Consider the following 13,426-nt stretch of genomic DNA (forward strand, 5'->3'; position numbering starts at 1 on the left):
TCTCCTACCGCTATGGAAGGCTTGTTTCCCCAGGGCAATCTAACGGAACCGCGGCGGGTCTGGCGGCGATACAGCCGAAGCGACTGACTATTCGACGGTGACGGACTTGGCCAGGTTTCGCGGCTTGTCGACGTCGTAACCGCGGGCCTGGGCAACCGACGCGGCGAACACCTGAAGCGGGATGGTCGACAGCAGCGGCTGCAAAAGGGTTGATACCGATGGGATTTCGATCAGGTGGTCAGCATAGGGCCGCACCGTGTCGTCGCCTTCTTCGGCGATCACGATGGTGACCGCGCCGCGGGCCTGGATCTCGCGGATGTTGGACAGCAGCTTGGAATGCAACGTGGCCTGCCCCTTGGGCGAGGGCATGACGACGATGACGGGCAGGTCGTCCTCGATCAGCGCGATGGGCCCGTGCTTGAGCTCGCCGGCGGCGAATCCCTCGGCGTGCATGTAGGCCAGTTCCTTGAGCTTCAGCGCGCCTTCCAGCGCCACCGGGTAGCCGACGTGGCGCCCGAGGAACAACACGGTCGAGGACTGCGCGAACCGGTACGCCAGGGCGGCCACCGGCTCGATCATCGCGAGCACCCGCGCGACCAGGTCCGGCATGGCTTCCAGCTCCTGGTACTCCCGCTCGACCTCGTCGGGGTACTTGGTGCCGCGCGCCTGCGCCAGCGCCAGCCCGACCAGATAGTTGGCGGCGATCTGCGCCAGGAACGTTTTGGTCGACGCGACGCCGATCTCGGGACCGGCGCGGGTGTAGAGCACCGCGTCGCATTCGCGGGGAATCTGCGAGCCGTTGGTGTTGCAGATCGCCAGCACCTTGGCCTTCTGCTCCTTGGCGTGCCGGACGGCTTCCAGGGTGTCGGCGGTCTCCCCCGATTGCGAAATGGCGATGACGAGCGTGCTGCGGTCCAGAACCGGGTCACGGTAGCGGAATTCGCTCGCCAGCTCCACCTCGACGGGCAACCGCGTCCAGTGCTCGATGGCGTACTTGGCCAGCAGCCCGGAGTGGTACGCGGTGCCGCAGGCGACGATGAACACCTTGTCGATCTCGCGCAGTTCCTGGTCGGAGAGCCGCTGCTCGTCGAGCACGATCCGGCCGTCGACGAAATGCCCGAGCAAGGTGTCGGCCACGGCGGCGGGCTGCTCGGCGATCTCCTTGAGCATGAAGTACTCGTAGCCGCCCTTTTCCGCGGCGGCCAGGTCCCAGTCGATGTGAAACTCGCGGTACTCGACGTCGGGGTTGCCGTCGAAGTCGGTGATCCGGTAGCCGTCCGCGGTGATCACCACGGCCTGGTCCTGGCCGAGTTCGATGGCGTCGCGGGTGTGCGGGATGAACGCGGCCACGTCGGAGCCGACGAACATCTCGCCGGCGCCGATCCCGATCACCAGCGGCGTGGACCGGCGGGCGGCCACGATGGTGCCGGGCTCGTCGGCGTTGGTGAACACCAGGGTGAAGTGGCCCTCCAGCCGCCGCAGCACCGCCAGCACCGAGGCGGCGAAGTCACCCGCGGTCTCGCCCTGCAGGTAGGCCCGCGCCACCAGGTGCACCGCCACCTCGGTGTCGGTGTCGCTGGCGAATTCCACGCCCAGGGCCTCCAGCTCGTGGCGCAGGCTCGGGTAGTTCTCGATGATGCCGTTGTGGACGACGGCGATCTTGCCGGCGGCATCGCGGTGCGGGTGGGCGTTGCGGTCGGTGGGCCGCCCGTGGGTGGCCCAGCGAGTGTGGCCGAGGCCGGTCGTGCCGCCCAGCGACTCCGGCGGCATTTGTGCGACCGCTTCCTCCAGGTTCGCCAGCCGCCCGGCGCGGCGGCACACGGTGAGCGTCCCGGCGCCATTGACCAGTGCGATGCCCGAAGAGTCGTAGCCCCGGTACTCCATCCGGCGCAGCGCATCCATCACGACCTTGCAGGCGGGCTGCTGCCCGACATAGCCGACGATTCCGCACATTCACACCAGGGTAGTGCAGCCGTCGGCCCGCCACGGCATGCCGACGCGAGCGTTAGGGCGCCCACCTGCGCGAAAGGCCCACATTGACCGCGCCTTACCGCCGCTGAGCTCCGATCGGAGCGCTATCCGGTGGGTGGTACGGCGGGACCCGAGCACCATTACTGGGACGGGGGCGGGTGGACGCCGTGGACCAATCCGCCCGGATTTCCATCGCAAGGACGCTGACGGTCCACTTCATGCCGTCTTCATAAACGGTAGAAACGTTTTCACCTGATGTATTTGTGGCGTTTTCGTCTGCGCCATCGATCCAGCAAGCCAGCTACCTAGAATTCTGCTTATCGGCCATGACTGGCAACCGCCGAAGCCAGCAGAAAGGACAGCTTGTTGACGCCCGCTTGACCCTCGCTACCTGGTAAATCGCAGGATTTGCCGGTGCTCATGCGCGCAGCGCGACCAAATCTTTTCAAGAATAATTGTTTATGACTGACATCAAAGCCGATAGTCCAGCTACCCGGTAAGCAAGTTTCAAACCCTGCCGTTAATTCGATTGTGAACAGGCAAGTAAACCGCCGGATAGATAAACGTTCATAAGTGTTAATCCGAAATTTTTGTAGCCTTCTTCAAGGGGAGAATCATGACCGCGGTTCTGTTCGACGATGTGGTGACTACTTCGCCTGCGGCCAGCTTGACGCTGGCGCCGGCACCGAGACCGGCAGCCAAGCGGCGCCGGCGCGAGCCGATCGGTGGTGGCGACCCAATGGTGGACGCGGCCGCCCGGTTGCTGAGCATCCCCCTACGCCAGGTGTATGCGGTGCTCTGGCGGGTGGGCGTGATCGAGGTCAGGGCCTGAGCGCGATGCGCTAACGTCGACGAGTGGCCCGCACCCGCAAGCTCGTCGCAGCCCTCAGCCGCCGTGGCCCGCATCGCGTTTTGCGCGGTGACCTGGCGTTTGCCGGTTTGCCGGGGGTGGTGTACACGCCGGAGGAAGGGCTGAATCTGCCCGGGATCGCTTTCGGTCACGACTGGCTCACCAAGGCCGGCAACTATTCGGGTCTGCTCGAGCATCTCGCTTCGTGGGGCATCGTGGCCGGCGCTCCCGACACCGAGCGCGGGCTGGCCCCGTCCGTCCTGAACTTCGCCTTCGACCTCGGCACCGCGCTCGACATCGTGTCCGGTGTGCGGCTCGGGCCGGGCAAGATCAGCGTGCATCCGGCGAAGCTCGGCGTGGCCGGGCACGGTTTCGGCGGTTCGGCCGCGGTGTTCGCGGCGGCCGGCATGCCGAACAAACTGGCCGCGGCGGCGGCGCTGTTTCCCGCCGTCACCAGCCCCCCGGCCGAGGCCCCGGCGACGACGCTGAAGCTCCCCGGGCTGATCTTGACCGCTCCGGGGGATCCGCAGTCGCTGACGTCCAACGCCCTGTCGCTGTCGCGCGCATGGGACGCTGCCACGCTGCGCATCGTCAGCAAGGCCCAACCGGGCGGACTCGCGGAGGGCCGGCGGTTGACCAAGGTGTTCGGCCTGGCCAGCCCGCACCGGCGCACGCAGCGCACGGTCCGCGCACTGCTCACCGGCTACCTGCTCTACACGCTGGGCGGCGACAAGACCTACCGCGACTTCGCCGATCCCGACGCCCACCTGCCCAAGACGGATCCGCTGGATCCCGAGGCCCCGCCGGTCGCCCTGGAAGAGAAGATCGTCGCGCTGTTGAAGTGATGCGGTAACCGGGCACCTCGGCGGCTGAAGTTCCCGAGCCCGCGCGGCGCGCGGGTGCCGCCGTGGTATCTGTCGTGGATGCGCATCGGGATCGCTCTGGATTATTCGGGCGGCTTTCACCAGGCCGTGGACCGCGTCGTCGAACTCGAGAAGGCCGGCATCGACATCGCCGTGGTGGCCGAGGCGTACGCCTTCGACGCGGTGAGCCAGCTCGGGTACCTGGCAGCCAAGACGAACACCGTCGAGTTGGCCTCGGGGGTGTTGCCCATCTACATCCGCACGCCCTCGCTGCTGGCGATGACGGCCGCGGGGCTGGACTTCGTGTCCGACGGGCGCTTCCGGCTGGGAATCGGCACGTCCGGGCCGCAGGTGATCGAGGGCTTCCACGGCGTCGAGTTCGACGCGCCGCTGGGCCGCACCCGCGAGATCGTGGAGATCTGCCGGAAGGTGTGGCGCCGGGAACGGCTGCAGCACAACGGCAAGCACTACCAGATTCCGTTGCCGCCCGACCGCGGAACGGGGCTGGGCAAGGCCCTTCAGCTAATCAATCATCCTGTGCGCGAACGCATTCCCATCACGATCGCCGCGCTGGGCCCGAAGAATGTCGAGCTCACCGCCGAGATCGCCGAAGGTTGGCAGCCCGTCTTCTATCTCCCGGACAAGGCCGCATCGGTGTGGGGCGATGCGCTGGCGGCCGGTGCGGCCAAGCGGGATCCGGCGCTGGGGCCGCTGGACGTCATGGTGCACGCGTCGGTGGCCATCGGCGACGACGTCGACGAGCGGCTGGCGTGGGTCAAGCCGCAGCTCGGCCTGTACCTCGGCGGTATGGGCGCCAAGGGCCGCAATTTCTATCACGCCCTGGCGACGCGTTACGGGTTCGGCGAGGTCGCCGACCGCATCCAGGAGCTGTACCTGTCCGGCCGTAAGCGAGAGGCCATCGATACGGTGCCCGACGAATTGGTGCGCGGCATGTCGCTGGTCGGCCCTCGCGGATACGTCGCCGAACGCCTGGCCGCCTTCGCCGAGGCCGGGGTGACGACGCTGTTGCTCAGCCCGCTGGCCACCGACCGCGCCGAATCCTTGCGCTTCGTCGAGGACGTGCTGCGGCTGCGCCCGGCCTGAGCCGTCACTGCCCCGCCTGCGGCAGCTGGTCCGCGGCGATCTCGCAGGGCGTCTTCCCGTCGGTGGCCGGAGGCGAAGGCTCGCCCGTCGCTGGAGCGGCCACCGGTGCGGGTGCGTCGACCGGTGCGGGTGCGTCGACCGGCGGGGCAGCCGGTGGTGGCGGATCCGCGGGTGCCGACGCATCGACCGGCATCGGCGCGTCGACCGGTTGAACCGCCGCGTCGGGCTTGGCTTCCTCGGCCTCCTCGACATCTTCCGTTTTCGCGGGCTCGTCGTCCTTGTCGTCGGTGCCGTCCGTTTCGTCGGCCTCGAAGGGGTCCTCGTCGAACGTGGTTCCGTCGCCGAAGGGATCGGCGGCGCCCGCCTCGTCGCCGGCCGAGCCGAGCAGACCGCCGACCGCGTCGACGATCCTGCTGGCCAACCCGAGGAGACCGGCACCACCGCCGCCGAGCCCACCGCCCAGATCGCCCGCCGGCATGCCGGCGCCGTCCCCCAGCGCGGTGCCCCAGTCCGGCTGCGGCGCGGCCGGGACCGGAGCCGGCGCGAGCGTCGCCGCGGTCGGTACCGGATCCGCCGGCGGGCTCGGAGCCGGATCCGCCGGCGGGCTCGAAACCGCCACGGCCGCGGGCGTGACCGCGACGGGCGGGGCGCTGGACACGGACGGCCGCAACGGTTGATAGCCGGGCCCGAGATCACCGGGGGCTTCGAAGCGCGCCGCCGGCGCGGCGGCCATTCTGTCGGTGACCATGTCGTAGGAGGTCGCCACACCGTCGCGCGTCGAGCGCATCGTGGTCAGCCAGTCGTCGCGAATCTCATTGTCCACGTACGGCATTACCTGCCCGCGCACAACCTCTTCGGCGGCTTGGCGATCGCCCATCCCGGCCGTGACCGCGGCGGAGGCCGCCAACCACGCCGGTCGCTGCACCTGCGTGCGGTCGTCGATGGCGATGGTGGTCGCAACCTTCGTGTCGACCAGGTACCACAGGTTGTCGCGCAGGGATTCGCACCGTTGGGCCGCCGCACGCAGTTCCGTGGCCAGGGTGCTGGCCGTGTCGCAGTGGCGCTCCAGGAACCGCGCCGCGGCGTCCCCGCCCGGCCCGGTCCACGCCGCGGCCAGCTCGGCCGCCTGGGCGCGCTGTATCCGCAGGGCTTCCATGACCGCCTCGCCCGCCGACCGCAGTTCGGCGCAGTCGCGGTCGAGGGCGCGCAGGTCCAGGCCGTCTTCGGTGTCGTACCAGTCGCGGACCTGGGCGACGTGCGCCGTCAGGTTGGGATGGTGGTAGCCCACGACGTGGCAGGCCTGCACATAACTCTGGGTGTGCTCGACGGCGGGCAGACCCTCGGCGAGGCGTTCCGCGACGTCCAACCGTTCGGCCATGATCAAGCGATCCGCGCCACGGCATACCGTTCGGCGTCGGCGTAGCGGTCGGCGCTGACCCGCAGGGCCGCGGCGATCTCGACCGACGCGCGCGACCACTGCGCGACTTCGGTGGCCAGGCGCTCCAGCTCAACCCGCAGCGCCTCGCCGCGCGCGGTGTGCGCCCGCCCCGCGCTGGGCCCGCCGAAAGCCAATCGGCCCAGCTGATCGCTGAGGGCGCGGTCGATGATGTCGGCGGCGGTGCTGAACTGGTCGGCGATGCGGTGCGTCGCCGGGACGTCGATCTCGGTACGCGCCACGGTGGCCGGTCGTACTCCCCTGTCGAATCTCATGCCTAGTCCGACGCCCGGGAACGCCCGGTGGTTCCGGCCGCAATCAACGCACGCGCTGACCACCTCCGAGATGCGGTGGGCGCCGCGGCCTCGGGAGCTTCCACCGTGAAGCGATGAGGGGCTTGATTTTCAACGGGCGCAGCAGGATTCGGTGACTGGGTCGGCGTTGGCGGCTATCACGCGCGCGCCGGCCGGACGATACCAGCGCGATATCGAAATTGGTTGAGGCTGAGCAGGATTGACTGCCCTCCTCACGAATTCGGGCTGGGAGCCGGCCAGCCGGGAGACGGCGGCAGGGTGGGAAAGTCGGTGCGGGGATATTCACCGCCGCGGATGAGTTCGGGGTGTGGGGGCGCTTTGGAACGACAGGCATCAGTGTCCTGAGCGATACCAGGCCATTCAGCTGCGAGCCCGGATTCGGCGAAGTAACCACCCTGATGGCCGGTGATCCTCCAACCGCCGAACACATCGGTCGACGGGGCGCGAGCCGGTCCCTGTTGGGCGGGCATTTGCGGGCCGGTGGCGGGCGCCGTCATCGTGATTCGCATCGGGTCGATGCCCGAATCGGGGGGTGGCTGGGCAATGTTCGGGGTGTATCCGTGCCCCTGTGCCTGCGCGGTGCCGAACAGATATTCACAGACCACCACCGTCACGTCACGGCCAGATGTCCCGATGGAAAGGATATGGGCCTGTTCGGTTCCCACCCAGGGTTTTTCCGGCCTGCGGTCGGTCTTCGGCCACCGGAACCGGCTGCCGGTCGGGTTGTCGATCGACTTGTTGGGGTCTACCGCTTGCTTGAATCCCGGGTACAGGAATTTCTCGTCACCCGTGACGGAGGCCAGCAGGTAGGACTCGGTGTAGGCGCGGACCACCGCGGCGGGCGCGGTGGTGAGGTCGATACCCTGCTCCGCGCTCCACACCACGCTGAAGTCGTTCAGCGTCGGTGGCCAGCCGGCGGGCGTCGTGGACGTGGGCGACGCGGCCGGGCCGGGATGATTGCCCGAGGCGCAGCCGGTGACCAACGAGAGGGTTACCGTCGACAGTGCCGTGAAAGTGCGCAGTCCGCGCCGGATGCTCATCATTACTTCCCAGGGGGTTGCGGTACCCCGATGACGTTGTTGTAGCGATCGACCATGTATTGATCCGGCGACATCTTCTCATTCGGCGGCAGCTCAAGTGTCTGAGACAAGACGGGGCCGAGCACATTGTTGTATTGACCGGCGGTGAGATCGGGATGTTTGGCCTGCATCTCGTCGAGCGTCGCGATTCGCCCATTGGGGTGATCATGGTCGTAGACAAGATATTCGGGCGGCAATCCCGAGATGTGCTGGTTTGCCCCGAGCAGCGCATCGAGCATGTGTTCGTCGGCGTTCCCGATGTCCATGGGTTGGATCGGCGTTTGGCCCGGCGCTGTGGGCGCCGGCCCCAACATGTCGTTTTCGAGGTTATGCCCGACCATTCCGATCGTGGGTCCGGCGACTTTGCCCACCCCCGGGACCCAACCGCCGACCGTGCTGGCGGCCTGGACGCTGTCTTCGTAGGCCAGCTTCTTCGAGTCGTATTCCGAGAGTTGTTGGTGGTAACCGTTTTGTTCGTTCGCTTCGTAGGCATTGTGAGTCCCGACATCGACCAGCCCCCGCAACGTGGCGGCGTCGTAGAGCTGGTCGCTGTAACCGTCATGATGCGGATTCAGCGCGAACGAAGAGTCGTGCAGCAACGCCTGGGTGTACGCGTTCTTGTTGAAGTCCCGCGCCGCGGTGGGGTCGCTGTCCATCACCGAGAAGATGCCCTTGGCGAGAGGCAGTGCGCCGGAATGGACGTCACCGGTGCTGTCGAGCGGTTTACCGAATTCCGGCAGTCCATTGGATGTTCCGGCGATGTTGTTGACGTACGGGTCGAGGCCGTGGCCCATCGCTTGGACGAGGTTGGGGTTCACTTGCCCCAAGGTGTGGTTGCCCGGGAGATGCAGCAAGTCCGTGGACGCATGGTGGCCGACGTAATCCGCGTACGCGCGGGCGGTTTCACCGGCGATTTTGGCTTCCGGCCCCTGCGCGGCGTCGCCGGTCCAGGAGAACAGCGAACCGACCGCCTGGCCGTTGTCCTTCCAGGCGTGATGGGTCAGGTTCTGCAGGAACTTGTCGTGATCGCTGCCGGTCATGGTGTCGTGGACGACCTGGTGATCGGGCGACATCGCGGATAACACGTTGGACACCGTGGGGTCCATGGCGGGATCGCGCTCGACGTTTTGGCCCTGGCTGGCCGGGTCGTGCTGCCAGAGCGGGGTGTCCATCATGGCCCCGGCCTTGCGGACCATCGCCCGATCCAGATCGGTGTTCGTCTGGAAGGACTTGTCGCCGTCCTTGACGATGATGGCGATGTCGTTAGTTTGGCGCATGTATTCCAGGCCAGACGAATTCAGCGCCTGCTGAACACTTTCCGGCAGCTGCGCGGCCCCGCCTTTGACCGTGTCCGTCCCCTGTTTCGCACCGACCTGGAGTGGCGTCTTGGGGAACGTGAGGTTGGGGTTGCTCATCAACTGCCAGGAGTTGCCGATCATGCCCTTTTCGTCGCCGAGCCGTTGCTCGGCGGTGTTGAGCGCATCGATCGACATCCCGTGCTCTTGAGCTTGCAGCTGGCTCAACACCGACGCCTGCTCGGCGGTCAACGGCACCTTCCCGGCACGCTGGTCGGGCGTGATCGAGTTCAGCACCCCGTTCACGCGGGCGGCGGCCCCTTTATCACCCCCGAGCGCTCCCTTGACGTCTTGTTCGGCTTGCTCGGGCGTCTCGGCCTCGTGACCGTCGACACCGAGGACGTGGCCGGGGTCGTACCCGTCGTTCGCCAGGTTGGTCTGCGCCTGGTGTAGCGAGTCGGAGTAGTTGTGCCGTGTTGCCTGCAGCTGGTCGAGCGCGTCTTTGGTGTCGCTCACCGCGGAGGCTTTGAGCATCTTGATGATCGTGTGCAGCTCCTGCTGGCTCGCCGCGTCCGGGTGGTCCTGGAGATCTTTCATCGCCAGGTCGATCAGTTGATCGAGGTGCTCCAACTGGCCTTCCAAGGTGGCGATCTCTGCGGCGCCGCTTTTCTGCGCCTCGGCCAGCGCGGCGGCGATGTTTTCCAGGTCGGCGCCGATCTTGGGCAACTGTTCGGACTGGGCTCCCAGCGCCTGGGTCGTGCGCTGGACTTCGGCGGAGGCGTTGATCGGGTGATCCCCGTTCTGGCGATTCCAGGCCGCCTCGAATCGCTTGCGGGCTTGCTCGAAGGCATGGTCGGCCTCGGCAGTAGAGCGCCCGCCGCCATGAAAGGCGTTGGCCAGGTTGGAGATCTGCCCCGGCTGGCCCGCCTGCAGGGTCCGGTTGATCTCCCACGGATCACCGCCGGCCCCGGCCACCAGCTCCCCTTTGGTGAGATACTTCAGCTGCACCGCACCTCCACGCCGCGCCGCGATCGCCGGCCGACCGCTTTCTGCGCACGCCGACCAGCGAAGCGAACCCCGATTCGCCGCGCACCGCTACCGACGAGCATCCCCACCCCTTCCGCGCTGGCGACAAGATTACTGCCCCAGGCCTGGGGATCAATTCAGTCGAGATCGCCGGTGGCGTGGTAATGCACCCGGAGTCCGGCCGCAAGTCAGCGCGCGGAGCTGACCGCCTCGGCCACCCGATTCGCGACGCGCTGCGCGACGTCCGCCTCGGGGGCTTCCACCATGACCCGGATCAGGGGCTCGGTCCCCGACGGCCGCAACAGGATTCGGCCGGTGTCGCCGAGTTCGGCCTCGGCGTCGCCGACCGCGGTGCGCACCGCGGGCGCCGCGGCGGCGACGTCCTTGTCGGCGACGCGCACGTTGATCAGCACCTGCGGCAGCGTCTTCATCGGCGCGGCGAGCGTGGTCAGTGACGAGCCGGTCTGCACCATCCGGTTCATCAGGCGCAGCCCGGTGACGATGCCGTCCCCGGTGGAGCCCAGCGCGGGCATCACGATGTGGCCGGACTGCTCGCCGCCGAGGCTGTACTCGCCGGCCCGCAGTTCCTCGAGGACGTAGCGGTCACCGACGCCGGTGGTGCGCACGGTGATCCCGGCGGAGCGCATGGCAAGGTGCAGCCCGAGGTTGCTCATCACGGTGGCCACCAGCGTGTCCGAGGCCAGCTCGCCGGCGTCCCGCATCGCCAGCGCGAGCACGACCATGATCGCGTCGCCGTCGACGAGGTCGCCGTTGGCGTCGATGGCCAGGCAGCGGTCGGCGTCCCCGTCGTGGGCCAGGCCGAGGTCGGCCCGGTGCGCGATGACCGCCGAGCGCAGCGAGTCCAGGTGGGTGGAGCCGCAGTTGTCGTTGATGTTCAGCCCGTTGGGGTCGGCGTTGATCGCGATCACCCGGGCGCCGGCGGCGCGGTACGCCCGCGGCGCCACCGACGAGGCCGCGCCGTGCGCGCAGTCGACCACCACGGTCAGGCCGTCGAGCCGCAGCGTGCTGGCCTTGCTCAGGTGGCGCAGGTAGCGGTCGGCGGCGTCCTCGGCGTCGATGACGCGGCCGATGCCGGCGCCGACCGGGCGCAGCCCGGGTTCCGCCGTCACGAGCGCCTCGATCCGGTCCTCGGTGTCGTCGTCGAGCTTGCGGCCGCCGGGGCCGAAGATCTTGATGCCGTTGTCGGGCATCGGGTTGTGCGACGCCGAGATCATCACCCCGAAGTCGGCGTCATACGCGCCGGTCAGGTAGGCCACCGCCGGGGTGGGCAGCACCCCTACCCGCAGCGCGTCGACACCCTGGCTGGTCAGCCCGGCGATCACCGCGGCCTCCAGCATCTCGCCGCTGGCCCGGGGGTCGCGCCCGATCACGGCGACGCGCCGGCCCGGTCCGCCCGAGCTCGCCAGGTGCCGAGCGGCGGCGGCGCCCAGCGCCAGCGCCAGCTCGGCGGTCAACTCCCGATTGGCGACCCCGCGGACACCATCGGTGCCGAATAGTCGGCCCATGCGGACAAACCTCTCACAATCGACGGTTTAGCACCTAACGTGCCCGTTCTTTTCTGACCGAAACGGGGCGCGTTTGCGCGCAGACACGCCGAAGAAAGCGCGTGCCTTCCCCGTTTGAGGCCCCGTTGCGGCCAGAAAGTGATGGTTGATCAGCGCTTGCTGTACTGAGGCGCCTTGCGGGCCTTCTTCAGGCCGTACTTCTTGCGCTCGGTTGCGCGCGGGTCACGGGTGAGGAACCCGGCCTTCTTCAGCGCGGGCCGGTCCTCCGGCTGCGCCACGATCAGCGCCCGGGCGATGCCCAGACGCAGCGCACCGGCCTGGCCCGAGGGTCCGCCGCCGTGCAGCAGGGCGAAGATGTCGAAGCTCTCCGCCCGGTCGACCGTGACCAGCGGGGCCTTGATGAGCTGCTGGTGCACCTTGTTGGGGAAGTAGTCCTCCAGGCTGCGGCCGTTGAGGTCGAACTTGCCGGTGCCGGGGACCATGCGCACCCGCACCACGGCCTCCTTGCGGCGGCCGACGGTCTGGATGGGCCGGTCGAAGACGAAGGACTCGGCGGCCGCGGGGGCGGGCGCCTCGGCCGGAACGTCCGGGGTTTCCGGGGTGGCCGTGGTTTCCAGGGCCTCGGTCGTTTCGGTCACTGGGCCACCTGCTTGATCTCGTACGGAACCGGCTTCTGAGCGGCGTGCGGGTGCTCCGGGCCGGCGTAGACGTGGAGTTTGCGCTGGATCTGACGGCTGAGCTTGTTCTTGGGCAGCATGCCGACGATCGCCTTCTCGACGACGCGGTCGGGGTGCTTTTCCATCAGCTCGCCAGTGGTGCGCGAGTGCAGGCCGCCGGGATACCCCGAGTGGCGGTAAGCCAGCTTGTTCTGCAGTTTGTCGCCGGACAGGGCGACCTTGTCGGCGTTGATGACGATGACGAAGTCACCGCCATCGACATTGGGGGCGAACGTCGGCTTGTGCTTGCCGCGCAACAGGGTGGCTGCCGCGACGGCAAGGCGGCCAAGCACCACGTCCGTGGCGTCGATGACGTACCACGACCGCGTGGTGTCACCCGCCTTTGGCGCGTAGGTGGGCACAGCGCTTACCTTTTCTTTCTCGAGGTGGATCCCGGGTCGAGCCGGGTGCCGGTCAGGCGTTTGCGGTGGGGATATCTCGGCGACCGACATTGACCCGAGGCCCCGGCGTACCGCACGCCAACCGAGCAGCTTACCGACGGGTGTCCCCGCAGGTCAAAACGACTGTGTGGTCCCGACGGCTCTCCCCCACCGGGACCACACAGACGACTATGGGCGCGGCTACCCTCCCCAGACGTGGCCCGCCCGCCGATCGGCGTCCGCCACCTGGTCCGCGCCATCGCGCACCGCGTTTCCGAGATCTACCAATATCTCGTTGAGGGCGGTCGCGGCCTGGTGCCACTTCTGCTGCTCAACCTGGTAGGCGGCCGCAGCCTCACGGGTCCAGAGCTGCTGCAACGGGGCGATCTGCGACCTCAGTTCATCCAGCGCCGCGTTGAAGCGGGCCGATGTGGTGTGGATCTCCTGGCGAACCGAATACTCGATTTCGCCGAAGTCGTAGGAGAGCGCCGATTCCACGGATGGTCCTTTCGGTCAGAGTTGTCCGCCGGCGGCGGTGATGTGGCTTGCGTGGTCGTGGCCGGCCGCCTGCAGACTGGCCGCGTTGTGCCGAATGGTCTCGGCGATCGCGTGCAGGACGTGATAGAGCCGCAACGACTCGGCGTTCCAGCGATCCACCACGTCTTTGAACCGCCCAGCCGCGGCCCCGCCCCAGACCGATGGCGGCACTCCGCTCACGCGGCCGATGAACGCTTGCAGCATGGCCCGGATTTCCTCGTTGCGGGCGTCCGTCATGCCCGCAACGGACCGCATCAGGTCGAAATCGGCGTTTAGTGTGTTCGCTGCAGCCATATTGAGTTCGACCCTGACGACGCGCATTTGGTTCCA

At 67.9% G+C, this 13,426-nt stretch carries 13 protein-coding genes; 3 read left to right on the forward strand and 10 right to left on the reverse strand.

Annotated features, from left to right (window positions below; all coding sequences use genetic code 11):
- Nucleotides 1-87 precede the first annotated feature (87 nt).
- On the reverse strand, nucleotides 88-1,953 hold the full coding sequence (glmS, locus tag A5756_RS01325; RefSeq protein ID WP_066945669.1) for a glutamine--fructose-6-phosphate transaminase (isomerizing): 1,866 nt from the start codon (nucleotides 1,951-1,953) through the stop codon (nucleotides 88-90).
- A 634-nt stretch (nucleotides 1,954-2,587) separates the two neighbouring features.
- Between glmS and A5756_RS01330 the strand changes: the two genes are divergently transcribed.
- The 3 genes from A5756_RS01330 (at nucleotide 2,588) to A5756_RS01340 (ending at nucleotide 4,788) form a co-directional block, all read left to right on the forward strand.
- Entirely contained in the window at nucleotides 2,588-2,803 is a 216-nt protein-coding gene (locus A5756_RS01330; protein ID WP_066945672.1) for an Rv1535 family protein, read from the forward strand.
- 23 nt (nucleotides 2,804-2,826) lie between these two features.
- On the forward strand, nucleotides 2,827-3,666 hold the full coding sequence (locus tag A5756_RS01335) for an alpha/beta hydrolase (RefSeq protein WP_066945675.1): 840 nt from the start codon (nucleotides 2,827-2,829) through the stop codon (nucleotides 3,664-3,666).
- A gap of 78 nt (nucleotides 3,667-3,744) precedes the next feature.
- Nucleotides 3,745-4,788, forward strand: coding sequence for an LLM class F420-dependent oxidoreductase (locus A5756_RS01340; protein WP_066945950.1), 1,044 nt, complete (start codon nucleotides 3,745-3,747; stop codon nucleotides 4,786-4,788).
- A gap of 4 nt (nucleotides 4,789-4,792) precedes the next feature.
- On the opposite strand, the gene A5756_RS01345 is transcribed toward A5756_RS01340, so the two are convergent.
- The 9 genes from A5756_RS01345 to A5756_RS01385 all read right to left on the reverse strand — a co-directional run bounded on the left by A5756_RS01345 (nucleotide 4,793) and on the right by A5756_RS01385 (nucleotide 13,390).
- Entirely contained in the window at nucleotides 4,793-6,166 is a 1,374-nt protein-coding gene (locus A5756_RS01345) for a hypothetical protein (RefSeq protein WP_066945678.1), read from the reverse strand.
- A 2-nt stretch (nucleotides 6,167-6,168) separates the two neighbouring features.
- Nucleotides 6,169-6,498, reverse strand: coding sequence for a type VII secretion target (locus A5756_RS01350; RefSeq protein ID WP_066945683.1), 330 nt, complete (start codon nucleotides 6,496-6,498; stop codon nucleotides 6,169-6,171).
- Between the two features lie 251 nt (nucleotides 6,499-6,749).
- Nucleotides 6,750-7,577 carry a hypothetical protein gene (locus A5756_RS01355; RefSeq protein WP_369817386.1) on the reverse strand — a complete coding sequence of 276 codons (828 nt, stop codon included), beginning with the start codon at nucleotides 7,575-7,577 and terminating at the stop codon, nucleotides 6,750-6,752.
- A 2-nt stretch (nucleotides 7,578-7,579) separates the two neighbouring features.
- Nucleotides 7,580-9,919: a hypothetical protein gene (locus tag A5756_RS01360; protein WP_066945686.1), complete on the reverse strand. Its 2,340-nt coding sequence runs from the start codon at nucleotides 9,917-9,919 to the stop codon at nucleotides 7,580-7,582.
- Between the two features lie 206 nt (nucleotides 9,920-10,125).
- Entirely contained in the window at nucleotides 10,126-11,463 is a 1,338-nt protein-coding gene (gene glmM, locus A5756_RS01365) for a phosphoglucosamine mutase (RefSeq protein ID WP_066945689.1), read from the reverse strand.
- A gap of 149 nt (nucleotides 11,464-11,612) precedes the next feature.
- Nucleotides 11,613-12,080: a 30S ribosomal protein S9 gene (rpsI, locus tag A5756_RS01370; protein ID WP_369817388.1), complete on the reverse strand. Its 468-nt coding sequence runs from the start codon at nucleotides 12,078-12,080 to the stop codon at nucleotides 11,613-11,615.
- A 17-nt stretch (nucleotides 12,081-12,097) separates the two neighbouring features.
- Complete coding sequence (rplM, locus tag A5756_RS01375) at nucleotides 12,098-12,541, reverse strand: 50S ribosomal protein L13 (protein WP_066945695.1); 444 nt, start codon at nucleotides 12,539-12,541, stop codon at nucleotides 12,098-12,100.
- A 219-nt stretch (nucleotides 12,542-12,760) separates the two neighbouring features.
- Nucleotides 12,761-13,057, reverse strand: coding sequence for a WXG100 family type VII secretion target (locus A5756_RS01380; RefSeq protein WP_066945698.1), 297 nt, complete (start codon nucleotides 13,055-13,057; stop codon nucleotides 12,761-12,763).
- Nucleotides 13,058-13,072: 15 nt separating this feature from the next.
- Nucleotides 13,073-13,390, reverse strand: a complete 318-nt coding sequence (locus tag A5756_RS01385; protein WP_066945961.1) for a WXG100 family type VII secretion target — start codon at nucleotides 13,388-13,390, stop codon at nucleotides 13,073-13,075.
- Between the last annotated feature and the right edge of the window lie 36 nt (nucleotides 13,391-13,426).

Source organism: Mycobacterium sp. 852002-53434_SCH5985345 (assembly GCF_001667155.1).
Classification (GTDB): Bacteria; Actinomycetota; Actinomycetes; order Mycobacteriales; family Mycobacteriaceae; genus Mycobacterium.

Bases quoted from the DNA above. Each gene is read 5' to 3' on its own strand.
- A5756_RS01350 (WP_066945683.1), bottom strand. From the start codon at position 6,498: ATGAGATTCGACAGGGGAGTACGACCGGCCACCGTGGCGCGTACCGAG.
- glmM (WP_066945689.1), bottom strand. From the start codon at position 11,463: ATGGGCCGACTATTCGGCACCGATGGTGTCCGCGGGGTCGCCAATCGG.
- A5756_RS01345 (WP_066945678.1), bottom strand. From the start codon at position 6,166: ATGGCCGAACGGTTGGACGTCGCGGAACGCCTCGCCGAGGGTCTGCCC.
- A5756_RS01385 (WP_066945961.1), bottom strand. From the start codon at position 13,390: ATGGCTGCAGCGAACACACTAAACGCCGATTTCGACCTGATGCGGTCC.
- glmS (WP_066945669.1), bottom strand. From the start codon at position 1,953: ATGTGCGGAATCGTCGGCTATGTCGGGCAGCAGCCCGCCTGCAAGGTC.
- A5756_RS01330 (WP_066945672.1), top strand. From the start codon at position 2,588: ATGACCGCGGTTCTGTTCGACGATGTGGTGACTACTTCGCCTGCGGCC.
- A5756_RS01355 (WP_369817386.1), bottom strand. From the start codon at position 7,577: ATGAGCATCCGGCGCGGACTGCGCACTTTCACGGCACTGTCGACGGTA.
- A5756_RS01340 (WP_066945950.1), top strand. From the start codon at position 3,745: ATGCGCATCGGGATCGCTCTGGATTATTCGGGCGGCTTTCACCAGGCC.